General features: G+C 74.7%; 10 protein-coding genes. 4 read left to right on the forward strand and 6 right to left on the reverse strand.

Features of this window, described 5'->3' with window-relative positions:
* Positions 1-18: 18 nt before the first annotated feature.
* Entirely contained in the window at positions 19-660 is a 642-nt protein-coding gene (locus DNK53_RS00790; protein WP_110180434.1) for an MBL fold metallo-hydrolase, read from the reverse strand.
* A gap of 119 nt (positions 661-779) precedes the next feature.
* Here DNK53_RS00790 and DNK53_RS00795 point away from each other — a divergent pair, with 119 nt between their 5' ends.
* The gene (locus DNK53_RS00795) at positions 780-2,027 is read left to right on the forward strand and encodes a glycoside hydrolase family 16 protein (protein WP_110180435.1); all 1,248 of its coding nucleotides are present in this window, start codon (positions 780-782) and stop codon (positions 2,025-2,027) included.
* 98 nt (positions 2,028-2,125) lie between these two features.
* On the opposite strand, the gene menD is transcribed toward DNK53_RS00795, so the two are convergent.
* From menD to DNK53_RS18260, 4 genes are read right to left on the reverse strand one after another with little or no spacing between them, the layout of a single operon-like run.
* Positions 2,126-3,814, reverse strand: a complete 1,689-nt coding sequence (gene menD / locus DNK53_RS00800; RefSeq protein ID WP_239456291.1) for a 2-succinyl-5-enolpyruvyl-6-hydroxy-3-cyclohexene-1-carboxylic-acid synthase — start codon at positions 3,812-3,814, stop codon at positions 2,126-2,128.
* A complete protein-coding gene (locus DNK53_RS00805) occupies positions 3,811-4,788 on the reverse strand; it encodes an o-succinylbenzoate synthase (RefSeq protein ID WP_110180436.1) in 978 nt (325 codons plus the stop codon). Before DNK53_RS00805 ends, menD begins: the two co-directional genes overlap by 4 nt.
* On the reverse strand, positions 4,785-5,825 hold the full coding sequence (locus DNK53_RS00810; protein ID WP_239456292.1) for an AMP-binding protein: 1,041 nt from the start codon (positions 5,823-5,825) through the stop codon (positions 4,785-4,787). Before DNK53_RS00810 ends, DNK53_RS00805 begins: the two co-directional genes overlap by 4 nt.
* Positions 5,826-5,857: 32 nt before the next feature.
* Complete coding sequence (locus DNK53_RS18260) at positions 5,858-7,546, reverse strand: M20/M25/M40 family metallo-hydrolase (protein WP_275425723.1); 1,689 nt, start codon at positions 7,544-7,546, stop codon at positions 5,858-5,860.
* Between the two features lie 309 nt (positions 7,547-7,855).
* Between DNK53_RS18260 and DNK53_RS00820 the strand changes: the two genes are divergently transcribed.
* The 3 genes from DNK53_RS00820 (at position 7,856) to DNK53_RS00830 (ending at position 10,975) form a co-directional block, all read left to right on the forward strand.
* A complete protein-coding gene (locus DNK53_RS00820; protein ID WP_110180438.1) occupies positions 7,856-9,184 on the forward strand; it encodes an HNH endonuclease signature motif containing protein in 1,329 nt (442 codons plus the stop codon).
* Between the two features lie 85 nt (positions 9,185-9,269).
* Positions 9,270-10,100 carry a thioesterase family protein gene (locus DNK53_RS00825; protein WP_110180439.1) on the forward strand — a complete coding sequence of 277 codons (831 nt, stop codon included), beginning with the start codon at positions 9,270-9,272 and terminating at the stop codon, positions 10,098-10,100.
* Entirely contained in the window at positions 10,097-10,975 is an 879-nt protein-coding gene (locus DNK53_RS00830) for a 1,4-dihydroxy-2-naphthoate polyprenyltransferase (RefSeq protein WP_110180440.1), read from the forward strand. The genes DNK53_RS00825 and DNK53_RS00830 overlap by 4 nt, the downstream gene beginning before the upstream one ends.
* Before the next feature lie 50 nt (positions 10,976-11,025).
* Here the strand turns inward: DNK53_RS00830 and DNK53_RS00835 are convergent, their stop codons facing one another.
* A complete protein-coding gene (locus DNK53_RS00835) occupies positions 11,026-12,321 on the reverse strand; it encodes a GNAT family N-acetyltransferase (RefSeq protein ID WP_162599689.1) in 1,296 nt (431 codons plus the stop codon).
* Between the last annotated feature and the right edge of the window lie 23 nt (positions 12,322-12,344).

Consider the following 12,344-nt stretch of genomic DNA (forward strand, 5'->3'; position numbering starts at 1 on the left):
CCCGCTACCGCGAGCCGGTCACAGGTCCAGGTCCTCCCCCGCCGCGAGGCGGGTCCAGCCCAGGCCGCGCGGCCCGTTGAGCCGTTCCATGTGGCCGTCGACGATGCCGTGCCCGGCCTCGGAGTAGACCGCGTCGTGGATCGCCAGGTTGCGCGGGGCGCCGACGGTGCGCACGAAGTCGATCGCCTCCCCCACCTTGAGCCACGGCGCGCTGGCCGGCGCCAGCAGCAGGTCGACGGGCTCCCCGGGCGGCGTCAACGCGTCGCCCGGGTGGTAGACGCGGGTCCCGTCCAGGTCCAGCAGGTAGCCGGAGTTGTCGACGCGCGGGAGCTCCTCGTGGATGACGGCGTGCCGCTCCCCCACCACCGAGACCGGGAGCCCGAGGTCGAGGCGGTCGCCGGGCACCACCCGCCGCAGCCGGACCGCCAGCTCCGGCGCCTCGGCGAGCACCCGGTCGGCCACGGCCCCGATCGTCACCACCTCGGCGTCGCAGGCGCGCAGGTGGTCGACGTGCAGGTGGTCCGGGTGCTCGTGCGTGACGAGGACGACGTCCGCCCCGGCGACGGCGTGGACGTCGGTGAAGACGCCCGGGTCGAGCACCAGGACGGTGCCGCGGTGCTCGAGGCGGACACAGGCGTGGCCGTGCTTCGTGATGCGCATGGGGCGAGCGTAGAAGCGTCGACGACACCGGAAAAGTCGGTCCCACCCGTTACGGTGGGCCCCGTCGTCGCCGATGGGGGCGGCACTCGACCACCCACCCACGCCCGAACAGGATCTCCATGTCTGGACGTCGTCTGATCGCCGCCGGCGCCGCAGCCCTGCTGCTGCCCGCCGCGGCCCTCGTCTCCACGCAGGCAAGCTCGGCCACCGCGCCGGCCGCCTCACCCCTCTCCAGCAGTGCGGCGCAGGCCGACGTGCTGGCCCGCAAGAAGGCACGCAAGAAGGCCCGCAAGGCCAAGGTCAGCATCAAGGTGCTGCCCCCGATCTCGCAGTACGGCAAGCGGCCCACCTCGCCGAGCAGCCGCGCGGTCATCGAGGTGACCGCCAAGCCCGGCAAGGCCGGCCGCAACAAGAAGGTCGTCCTCCAGGCCCGCAGCGGCTCCTCCTGGAAGAAGGCGGGCGCGGGTCGCACCAACGCCCGCGGCAAGGCCCACCTCCTGGGCGCGGTCAGCCGCGACGGCCAGCCCGTCGAGTACCGCGTGAAGCTCGGCAAGGCCACCTCGAAGTCGGCCACCACCGCGCAGTGGCTGGCCCCGAGCTTCGAGGACACCTTCGAGGGCACCACCCTCGGCGCCGGATGGAACCACCGGATCCCGGAGTACAACGGCGACGGCAACCGTCTCTGCTCCCGCGGCGGCCCCGAGGCCGTCAGCGTGGGCAAGGGCACGGTCCGCCTCAGCGTGATCAAGGACCCGGCCCGCAACGACAAGTGCGTCGCCAAGCGGAGCGGCAAGGTCACCGGCAAGTACAACTACCGGCTCAACGGCCACATCTCCACCGAGGAGAGCTACAGCTTCAAGTACGGCGTCGCCGCCGCGCGGATGAAGTTCCCCAAGGCCCGTGGCCAGCACAGCTCCTTCTGGATGCAGCCGGCCGAGCACGTCGCGGGCTCGACCGACCCGAAGCTCTCGGGCGCCGAGATCGACGTCATCGAGCACTTCGGCAAGGGCTCCGGCCCCAAGGACTCGATGGGCCTGACCACCTTCACCTACCACTGGGCCAAGGGCGGCCAGCGGGTGAAGACCGGCAACTGGCTCAAGAACGTCAAGCAGTACACCGCGAAGAAGAACGACGACTGGTTCAAGGCCTACCACGTCTTCTCCGTCGAGTGGACCCCTAAGCAGTACATCTTCCGCATCGACGGCCAGGAGACCTGGCGCAGCAACCGGGGTGTCTCCGGCCAGCCGCAGTACCCCATCCTGTCGCTGCTCAGCTCCGACTACGAGCTGTCCGACCTGGGCAACGAGCGCAAGCTGCCGCAGCACATGTACGTCGACTGGATCCGCGTCTGGGAGACCCCTTCCTGACCCGCGACACCGGTCGCTGAAGCACCGAAGACGCGCCGCATCCCCGTCAGGGGGTGCGGCGCGTTCGCGTTGTGGGGGTAGCCCCGGTCGGGCCGGCGTCAGGCCGGACGCAGCGCCCGGATCCGCTGGTCGAGCGCCCGGCGGTCGTCGCGGCGCACCCGCGCCTCCACGACCTCGATCCCGCCGGCGGGCTGGGCGAGGGCGTGCTCGAGCTCGGGGAGCGACTCCACCCGCCAGTGCGGGGTCCGGGTGGCGGCGCACCAGGCGGCCAGGTCGACCCCGTGCGGGGTGCCGAAGAGCCGCTCGAACCGGTCGGCGTACTCCTCGGCCCCCTGCTCGAGCATGCTGAAGATCGATCCGCCGTCGTCGTTGACGACGACCAGCGTCAGGTCGGGGCGGCTCTCCTCCGGCCCGAGCACCAGCCCTCCACCGTCGTGAAGGAAGGTGACGTCGCCGAGGAGCGCGAGGTTGCGCGAGCCGGGCCCGCGGGCCAGGGCGGCGCCGATCGCGCTGCTCACCACGCCGTCGATGCCGGCCAGCCCGCGGTTGGCGAGCACCTTGCGACGGGCCCCCACCTCCCAGCGGGGCACCATGAGGTCGAGGTCGCGGACCGGGCTCGAGGCCCCCACCCACAGCTGGCCCCCCGGGGGCAGCGCGCGGGCGACCGCACCGGCCACCTCGTGGGGGGTGAGCCCGGGCTCGCCGGCCAGGAGCCGGTCCAGCTGCGCGGAGACCGAGGCGTCGGCCTCCCGCCAGGCCGCCAGCCACCCGGCGTTCGCCTCGTCGGCCCCGGCCACCCGCAGCGCCCGGGCCGCGCGGGCGACGACGAAGGGTCGGCGCTGCCACAGCGCGTGGGGGTCGACGTCCCAGACCTCGACGTCGGCGCGCGCCAGCAGCCGGGTCACGGGCCGCGACAGCGTCGGGTGCCCGTGGACCACCACCCGTTCGACCTGCTCCCCCAGCTCGGTGTCGAGCAGCAGGCGGTAGGCGCGCAGCGCGTGGGTCCCCGTGCGGGAGCCGGAGCTGGGCTCGGCGAGCAGCGGCCAGCCGGCGTCCTGGGCGAGCACCCGCGCGGGCGGCCCGGCGTCGTCCCCCGCCACCACCACGGTCCGGGGGCCCAGGGGCACCTCGACGGCCTCGGCGGCCAGGTCGCGCCACGGGTGCTCGATGGGAGCGGGCGGCACCGTCACGTCGGGCACCCACCGGTCCGTGGGCAGCAGCGGCTCGTCGAGCTGCACGTTGAGGTGGACGGGTCCGGGGCGGCCGCGGGACGCCTCGCGCAGCAGGTCGCGGAGCCGCTCCGCCTCTCCCGCGCCACCGGCCAGGTCGAGGACCGGGGCGCCGACGAGGAGCCCCACGTGCTCGGTGGTCTGGTTGGCGCTCGTCCCGCGCAGCCGCAGGGGTCGGTCGGCCGTCACGGCGACCAGCCGCACCCCGGAGTGACGCGCCTCCAGCACCGCGGGGTGCAGGTTGGCGACCGCCGTCCCCGACGTGCAGACCACGGCCACCGGGCGGCCGGAGGACCGGGAGGCCCCCAGGGCGGTGAAGGCGGCGCTCCGCTCGTCGATGCGCGTGTGCAGCCGCAGCAGCCCGGCGACCGCCGCGTCGTGCAGCGCGAAGGCGAGCGGGGCGTTCCGGCTGCCCGGGGAGAGCACGGCGTCGACGACGCCGGCCTCCACCAGCGCCGCGACGACGTCCCGGGCCAGGCCCGTCGCCTGCGCGCCGCCGCCGACGTCGCCGCCCGTCCCGCGCGTCCCGCCGTCGGTCCCGCTGCCCGTGGCGCTCACGCGATCCCCTCCTCGTCCGTCCCGCCGGTCGTCGCCGCGAGTCGGCGGACCGCGTCGTACCGCTCCTGCCAGTGCGCGACCCGATCGGGGGGCGCCGCGTGCCGGGCCAGGGCGTCGCGGTCCACCCGGACGGGGCGCACCGGCAGCCGGCCGCCCACCGGCAGCAGCGGATCGACCGCCACGTCGGCGGCGAGCAGCTGCACGGTGGCCAGGCCGCAGGCGTGGTCGAGCGTGGGCAGCGCTGCGGCCAGGGCCACGCCCGCGGCGATGCCGACGCTGCTCTCCAGCGCGGAGGAGACGACGACCGGCAGCCCGATCTCCTCGGCGATCCGCAGGCAGGCCCGGACGCCGCCCAGCGGCTGCACCTTGAGCACTGCGACGTCGGCGGCCTCGAGGTCGCGGACCCGGTAGGGGTCCTCGGCCCGCCGGATCGACTCGTCGGCGGCCACCGGGACGTCGACCCGGCGGCGCACCGCGGCGAGCTCCTCGACGGCGGCGCAGGGCTGCTCGACGTACTCCAGGCCTCCCGCCGCCCGATCGAGGACGGGGATCCGCGTGACCGCCTCGTCGATGCTCCAGAGCCCGTTGACGTCGATGCGGATCCGCCCGCCGGGGCCGAGGGCGTCGCGGACGGCCTCGACCCGCGCCTGGTCGTCGGCGAGCGACTGCCCGGGCTCGGCAACCTTCACCTTGGCGGTCGCGCAGCCGCCCGCCACGACGATCGCGTGGGCCTGCTCCGGCCCGACGGCCGGCACCGTCACGTTGACCGGGACGTGGTCGCGCACCGGGGCCGGCCAGTCGCCGGCGGCCGCCTCGCGGGCGCTGCGCAGCCACGGCTCGGCGACGGGCGGCGGGTACTCGAGGAAGGGGCTCCACTCGCCCCATCCCCGGTCGGTCTCCAGCAGCGCGCCCTCGCGGACGGTGATGCCGCGGAACCGGGTCCGCATCGGCAGGGAGAAGACGTGCAGCCTCACGCGTCGCTCCCCCCGCTCGCGCGGCGGGCCAGCGCGAGCCGGTCGACCTTGCCGTTGCCGAGCAGCGGCCACTGCGCGACCAGCTCGAGCTGGCGCGGGGCCCACGACCGCGGGTGCGGCCCCGCGACCCACGCGCGCAGCCCGTCGAGCGTCGGCGACGCCCCCGGACGGGGCCGCACCCAGGCGACGACCCGGTGTCCCCACTCCTCGTCGGGCACCCCGACCACCTCGGCCTGCTCGACGTCGGGGTGCTCGCGCAGCCGGGCCGCCACGGCCGGCAGCGGCACGTTGACGCCGCCGGAGACCACGACGTCGTCCAGCCGCCCGAGGACCCGGAGCCGGCCGTCCTCGTCGAGCCGCCCCGCGTCGGCGGTGAGGTACCACCCGTCGACCAGGACCTCGGCCGTGAGCGCGGGGTCGTCGAGGTAGCCGTCGAAGAGGGTGGGCCCACCGAGCCGGATCCGGCCGTCGGTGCCGAGGGTGACCGCCACCCCGTCGAGCGGCACGCCGTCGTAGACGCACCCGCCCGCGGTCTCGGAGGCGCCGTACGTCGCCACCACCCGGATCCCGGCGGCCTCGGCGTCGGCGCGCAGTGCCGGGTCGGTGCCCGCGCCGCCGACGAGCACGGCCCGCAGCGCGGCCAGCGCGGCGGCCTCGCCCGGGTCGCGGAGCATCCGGTGCAGCTGGGTGGGGACCAGGGAGGTGTACGTCGCGGGCACGCCGCCGTCGTCCCACGCACCGACCACGGGCGGGTGCCCGGCGAGCAGGGAGCGGACGACGACCTGGACGCCCGCGACGTAGGAGGTCGGGAGGTGCAGGGCCCAGCGGCCCTGGCTCCCGAGCCTGCGGGCGCTGGCCCGGGCGGACGCGACGACGGCGTCGCGGGGGAGCAGCACCCGTTTGGGGAGACCGGTCGAGCCGGAGGTCTCCAGCAGGAGACGCTCCGGCTCGTCGGCGTCCAGCCAGTCGGCCAGCTGTCGCACGGCCACGTCGGCCTCGGGCGACGGTGCCAGCGGGGAGGGGGACGTCGGGGTCACCCCCGAACGCTATCCCCCTCCCCGGCGTGGCCTCAGTTGCCGGGCAGGGCGTGCCCGTGGTCGTGCCCGCCGCCGCCGGCGGCGTCGTTGAGCCGCGGGTCGTGGGGCTTGGCCGCCTTGCGGGTCTCGCCGCGCAGCTTCGGACCCTTGCGGTTCACGCTCCAGGTGGACTGGGCGTAGGTGTGCACCGCGTGGGCGATCGCGTCGCTGTTGGCGTCGAGGGCCTTCTTCGACACGTTGCCCAGGTCGTCGCACTCCGCGTGGTAGCACTCGTCGTAGGCGACCCCGGCCTTGCCGCCGAACGCCTTCGCCTGCGCCTTGGTCTTCACGCCCTCGGCCCCGGTGAAGAGACCACCGGAGGCAATGTCCTGGTCGATGAACGGCCCGTAGTCGCTGCGCCCGGAGAACGAGGTCTCGGCGGAGCGCAGCCCGGCACCCTTGAAGTGGTCGTGGAAGAGCGCCTCGATCGCGCCGGACCCCTTGGGCCCGACCGCGCCGTCCTCGAACTCGCCGGAGTTGTCCCCGTCGTAGACGAAGAGCGCGTAGTTGGGCGAGCCGACCATGTCGAAGTTGAGGTAGAGCGCGATCTCGTCGAGCGTGTCGGGGTCGTTCTCGGCCAGGTCGCCGACGTAGTGCTCGGCCCCCAGCAGGCCCTTCTCCTCCGCACCCCACCAGGCGAACCGGACCCGGTTGCGCGGCTTGGTCTTCTGCTTCGCCATCTGCACGGCGACCTCGAGCAGCGCGGCGCTGCCGCTGCCGTTGTCGTTGATGCCCGCGCCCTCGACGACGCTGTCGAGGTGGGCGCCGGCCATGACGACGTTGCTGCGCCGGCCCTGGCGGCTCTCGGCCAGCACGTTCCAGGTCTTGCGCACCTCGGACCGGGTGCTCGCGGCGAGGCGGACCGTCGCGCCGCTGGCCAGGGACTGACCGACGGCGAAGCTGGCGCCCACGGCCGGGATCCTGGCGACGGCGCCGCCGAGGGTGCCGGCGAACGCGTCGGTGGCGCCCTCGGTCCCGGTGTTCATGATGATGACGCCGGCGGCGCCGGCGGTCTGCGCGTTGACGACCTTGTCGCCGAAGGCGCAGGTGCCCCGGCGGATCAGGGCGATGCTGCCGGCCGTGAACCCGGCGAAGTCGGCCGCCTCGCAGCCGCTGGTGGAGCCGGCCAGGTCGCCGAGGTTGAGGTCGACGGCCTGCACCGCGGCGGTCAGGTCGCCCGAGCCCGAGTAGTCCATGAGCGCGAAGTCGGTGCCCTCGGCGAACGGGGTCGTCGTGGCGCCCTCCACCCGGGCCAGCGTGGCCGGGGCGAGCTGCTCGAAGTAGTCGAAGTCGAACGCCTGCACCGACGGCCGGTAGCCGGCCTTGCGCAGCGTGCGGACGACGTAGTCCCGGGAGGCGCGGTAGCCGGGGTTGCCCGACGCCCGGTTGCCGTCGTTCTGGTCGGCGATCTTCTGGAGCTCGCGCAGGTGGCTGCGGACCCCGCGCAGGGTGACTGCCTTCTGCAGGGCCCGGGAGTCAGGCGCGGTGACGGTGCGCGTCGGCTTGGACGGCTTGCCGGGCTTGCCGGGCTTGGCCTTCGCCAGGGCAGCGGAGTCGGCCACGGGGCCGGCGGTCGCCGGCGGCGCCAGGACGCCTCCCGCCAGGGCCGCGACGGCGAGGGCGACGGTGGCCGCCCCGGCCCGCCCGCGCTGCGCGGGCCGACGGTTCGATCGGTCGTTCAATGTGCTCAACCTTTCCCGAGTCGGACGCGGCAGGATGGCCGCCACGTGTGCGCTCATCTGAGCCGCAGGGGCTGGCCCTGTCAAGGGTCGACGCCGGATCGGTTCCGCTCGTCCGCGGCTCGGGAGTGTGCAGGTCGCGTGCGCCTCGCCCTCGCTGAGAGACTTTTTTCGAACACTTGTCCACAATTCGGACGTCCGGGCTCCTGCGGGGTCGTGTTGTCGGTGGTCGCTGGTTGAGTGGGGGTGTCGGCAGGTCAGCGGGGGCTCTGTCGGGTGGCGTCGGTACGGCGTCGGGGACGGGGGTCTCGGATGTGGGAGCAGGCGGGTGGTGAGCACCCGATCACCCGTGCGGTGGCGATGATCGACGCCGCGCTCGACTTGGCGGCGTCGGCGGATCCGATGTTCCTGTCGGCCCAGGCTCAGCGGGACGCGCTCCTGAATCTGACTCGGGTCGTTGACGGGGTGGAGTCGCTGCGGATGCGGGTCATGGGTGCCGTGGGAGCGCCCGGGGGTGTCGCCGAGACCGACGGAGCCCGGAGCGTCGCGGGGTGGCTCGACGCCCGGGCGCGGACCGGGTACGCCGCCGGCCGCGCGGCGGAGAAGCTCGGCGAAGCGCTGGCCTCCCGCTGGCACCTCGTGGCCGAAGGGCTCGTGTCCGGGGCGGTGAACCTCCCGCAGGCGCAGGTGATCGTGAAGGCCCTGGACAACCTCGTGGTCGACCCTTTGCCCGGAGAAGAAGTGCCCGCCGAGGTGCTCGCCCGAGCGGAGGCGCACCTGGTGGACGCCGCCCGCAAGTTCAACCCCAAGCAGCTGGAGACCCTCGGCGCGAAGATCCTGCAGACCGTCGCCCCCGAGACCTGCGACGAGCACGAACGCAAGCTGCTGGAGCGAGCCGAACGCCGGGCGAACGCGGCGACGAGGTTGAGCATCCGTCGCCGCGGCGACGGGGCGTCGAACCTCAGGGGCGTGGTCCCCGACCACGTCGCGGCCCGGCTCAAGACCATCCTCGAGGCGTGGACCTCCCCCAAGCAGGACGACGGCAAGGAAGCCGGTGCCGCCACCTCGCTCGGGTCGTTCAATCACATTGATCCCGCCACCGGGGAACGGCTCCCCCAGGAGCGGTTGCAGGGGTTGGCGTTCTGCGCGTTCCTCGAGGCCGCCGACCCCCACCGGATCCCGGCCCACGGGGGTGCGGCCACCAAGATCCTGGTCACCCTCGACTACGAGAAGCTGCGCGACCAGCTCGGCACGGGGTGGATCCTCACCAACGGCGAGGACCTCACCGAGGTCACCGCCCACACCATCCGGCGGATGGCCTGCCAGGCCGAGATCATCCCCGTCGTCCTCGACAGCGACGGGGTGCCGTTGGCCATGGGCCGCACGAGCCGGTTCTTCAAGATCTGGCAACGCGACGCCCACATGCTCACCCACCAGACCTGCCAGACCGTCGGCTGCTCGGTCCCCGCGCAGTGGTGCGAAGCCCACCACGGCGGCGCCAACCCCTGGGTCGGCGGCGGCAACACCGACCTCGACGAGCTGGTCCTCCTGTGTCCCTTCCACCACCACAAGGCCCACGACCCCGGCTACACCACCCACAAGCACGCGAACGGCGACGTCAGGTTCCACCGCCGGACGTAAGCCGCGGACCCAGGCCGGCGGACCCGAACCGGAGCCCGCTCGGCCGGGTGGCGGACCGCCGACGCGGGCCTGCTTCAATCCTCTGGTGGACCTGGCCTTCTTCCGCCCCGACGGCGACCGACTCGTCCCCCTCGACCTCGCGCGCAGCATGTGGCGCGACGACCAGATGCACGGGCTGGCGGTCAGCGGGGCGCTCGGACGCGCGATCGAGGCGCGCGGCCTGGCCGCCGGGCGGCCCGAGCTGGTCCCGGCCCGCTACACCGTCGACCTCTTCAGGGCCGCCACGATGGAGCCCTGCGAGCTGGAGACCGAGGTGGTCCGCGAGGGGCCGCGGCTGATGCTGGTCGACGCCGTGCTGCGCCAGGGCGGCGAGCCCGTGGCCCGGGCGAGCGCGGTGCTGCTGCGCCGCACCGAGGTGCCGGACGGCGAGGTCTGGTCCCCCGACGACGTGCCCGCCCCGCCGCCCCTGGACGTCGCCCCCGACGAGGACACCCCGCGGCTCCCCTTCTTCCACAGCGCCGCCGGCTGGTCCCAGGACTTCGGCCAGCACCAGAACGCCTCCCGCAAGCAGACGTGGCAGACGGGGCTGCCGATCGTCCTCGGCGAGCAGCCGTCCCCCTTCGTGGCAGCCGCGAGCATCGCCGACGGCGCGAGCCTGGTGACCAACTGGGGCACCCGGGGCGTGCAGTACATCAACACCGACATCACCCTCTCCATCGCGCGACCCCCGGTCGGGCTCCAGATCGGGCTGGTCGCCACCGACCACCACGCCAGCGACGGGATCTCGGTCGGCTCCGCCACCGTCTACGACCGCCGGGGCGCGTTCGGGGTCGCCACGGTGACCGCGCTGGCCAACAGCCGCCGCACGGTCGACCTCTCCGACGGCATGGACTACCAGCGGGGGCCGAAGCGATGAGCGGACCGAGCGCTGCCGACTGGTGGGCGGGCGCCCGTCCGCGCACCCTCCCCGCGGCGGTCGCGCCGGTGCTCGCCGGCACCGGGGTGGCGACGTACGCCGACGGGCTGGTGTGGTGGAAGGCCCTGCTGGCCCTGGTGGTCAGCCTCGCGCTGCAGGTGGCGGTCAACTACGCCAACGACTACTCCGACGGGATCCGCGGCACCGACGAGGACCGGGTCGGCCCGATGCGCCTGGTCGGCTCCGGCACCGCCTCCCCCGCGGCGGTGAAGCGGGCCGCCTTCCTCGCCTTCGGCGTCGCGGGCGTGGCCGGACTCGTGCTGGCCGTGACCACGGCGTGGTGGCTCGTCGCGGTCGGGGCCGTCTGCATCCTGGCGGCCTGGTACTACACGGGCGGCACCCGCCCCTACGGCTACCTCGGCCTCGGCGAGGTGATGGTCTTCGTCTTCTTCGGACTCGTCGCCGTCGTCGGGACGACCTACGTGCAGACGCTCACGTGGGAGTGGCCGGCGCTGTACGCCGGCGTGGGCGTCGGCGCGCTCGCCTGCGCGATCCTCGTGACCAACAACCTGCGCGACATCCCCACCGACCGGGAGTCGGGGAAGATGACGCTCGCCGTCCGCCTCGGCGAGGAGCGGACCCGGCTGCTCTACGTCCTGCTCGTCGCCGCGGCCGCGGTCGCCGTCGTCGCGGTGGCCGCGAGCACCCACTGGTGGGTGCTGGCGGCGCTGGCGTTCGTGGTGCCGATGCTCCCGGCGCTCCGCACGGTCCTGAGCGGGGCGAGGGGCCCGGCGCTCATCCCCGTCCTGGCGGCCACGGGGACCGGCCAGCTCTGGTGGGCCGGGCTGGTCGTCGTCATGCTCCTCGTGCCCTGACCCGGCGCCCTGACCCAGCGCCCTGACCCGGCCCACCCTTGCCGGGCGCGTCAGAACGACGTGCGCGACCAGGGGGTGGGGCCGCCGTCGGCCATCCGCGCCCACGACGCGAGGGCGCCGGGGTCGCCGGTGATCCGGCCGGCCGCGACGAGGGTGCCGACCCCGACCCCGCCCAGGTAGAGCGCCGAGAGGGTGGAGACGTCGGTCCGGACCTCCGACCCGTCGCCCGACCCGCCGACCGCAGAGACGGTCGCCGCCCCGTCGCGCACCGCGACGCGCCACCGGCCGGTCGCGTGGCCGAGCGGGTCGGCGACGTCGAGGACGACCTCCCCGTCGCCGTACCAGGGCCGCGCCTCCAGGCACCGCGGCACGTCCAGCACCCGCAGCCAGATGTGGTCGCGCACCCCGGTCACCCGGCGGGTCTGCGGGTCGGCAAGCGCCCACGTGAGCGGGTCGTCGGGCGAGGTGGTCGCCCGCACCACCTCGGTGAGGTCGATGTCGGCCAGGAAGCGCCACAGCGCCAGCTCGGCGCGGGGGGTGAGCCCGACGAGGTCCTGGACGCGCACCGTCCGGGGCCGGTCCCAGCCCTGGTGCCGGTAGAGCACGTAGCCGTCGGGGGTGCCGTCGGCGTCGAGGTGGACGGCTCCGCGGAGCCGGGGGTCCGGCTGCTGGTCCTCCCAGTTCCACTCCCCGCGGCTCATCGCCTCGTAGAGCGCCGGCCGCGAGACCGACCCGCGCGCGGTCCGGTGCCAGGCCTCGAAGAGGTCGCGCGAGAGCGGCCACAGGTCGGCGGGGTCGAGCACCTCGAGGCGGCCGTACCGTTCCTGTCCCGGCAGCGCGAAGCGGCTGCTCACGTCGACCTCGACGTCCGCGCGCCAGGTGGCCACGCCGAAGCCGAACCGGCCGTAGATCGCCCCCTCCGAGACGGTGAGGCCGGCGAGGGGCCGGCCCTGCTCCACGGCGTGCTGCAGGTCCTCGGTCATCAGCCGGCGCAGCACGCCCTGGCGGCGGTGGGCGGGGCTGACGGTGACGTCGGTGACCATGTGCAGCGGCAGGGGCGCGCCGCCCGTGCTCAGCTCGCCCGCGAACGACGTGAAGGTCGCGACCGGCGCCGGGCCGGCGCCGTACTCCCCCTGCGGCACCCAGGCGCCGCTGAGCCGCGGGGCGTCCGCCACGGTCGCACGCAGCCAGCGCGCGTAGGGCTCGTCGCCCAGCGGGGCGTCGTGGAAGCCCCGCGACACGGCGTCCGCGAAGGCCCGCAGGCGGGTGCGGCCCTGCCCGGCCGGATGCTCCTGCTCCCCCGTCGCGGGGTCGTGGGGATCGAGGGTCGCGAAGTCGAGGTGCACGGGGGTCACGCTACGTCGGCCCC

It is taken from the genome of Nocardioides solisilvae (assembly GCF_003194625.1).
Classification (GTDB): domain Bacteria; phylum Actinomycetota; class Actinomycetes; order Propionibacteriales; family Nocardioidaceae; genus Nocardioides; species Nocardioides solisilvae.

Excerpts from the sequence above, each read along its gene's own strand:
- DNK53_RS00795 (WP_110180435.1), top strand. The coding sequence starts at position 780 with ATGTCTGGACGTCGTCTGATCGCCGCCGGCGCCGCAGCCCTGCTGCTG.
- DNK53_RS00790 (WP_110180434.1), bottom strand. The coding sequence starts at position 660 with ATGCGCATCACGAAGCACGGCCACGCCTGTGTCCGCCTCGAGCACCGC.
- DNK53_RS00830 (WP_110180440.1), top strand. The coding sequence starts at position 10,097 with ATGAGCGGACCGAGCGCTGCCGACTGGTGGGCGGGCGCCCGTCCGCGC.
- DNK53_RS00820 (WP_110180438.1), top strand. The coding sequence starts at position 7,856 with ATGTGGGAGCAGGCGGGTGGTGAGCACCCGATCACCCGTGCGGTGGCG.